The following is a 283-nucleotide window of genomic DNA, read 5'->3' as shown; positions in this document are numbered from 1 at the left end:
ATCGAGCGGCGCTCGGCGGCCGGGGTGTCACCGGAGCGGATGCCCACCCGCACCTCGGGCTCGGGCAGCCCGAGCCGCAGGGCCTCGTGGCGGATGCCGGTCAGCGGGCTGCGCAGATTCCGCTCGACATCGACCGCGAGGGCCTTCAGCGGGGAGACGTACAGCACCCGGCAGCGCTTCTTCGCCTCGGCGGGCGGCGGGGCGCTCGCCAGCCGGTCCAGCGCGGCGAGAAAGGCGGCCAGGGTCTTGCCGGACCCGGTCGGGGCCACGACCAGGACGTCCG

1 protein-coding gene is annotated in these 283 nt (G+C 76.0%); it reads right to left on the bottom strand.

Going from position 1 to position 283, the window contains the following annotated elements; genetic code table 11:
- Nucleotides 1-283 (bottom strand): DEAD/DEAH box helicase (locus tag ACSNOK_RS33910; RefSeq protein ID WP_436784589.1); only part of this gene is annotated, 283 nt, incomplete at both ends.

Source organism: Streptomyces sp. URMC 126 (assembly GCF_051386555.1).
In the GTDB taxonomy this organism is placed as follows: domain Bacteria; phylum Actinomycetota; class Actinomycetes; order Streptomycetales; family Streptomycetaceae; genus Streptomyces.
The sequence above is the reverse complement of the archived record's forward strand: the minus strand, read 5'-3'. Positions and strand labels throughout refer to the sequence as shown.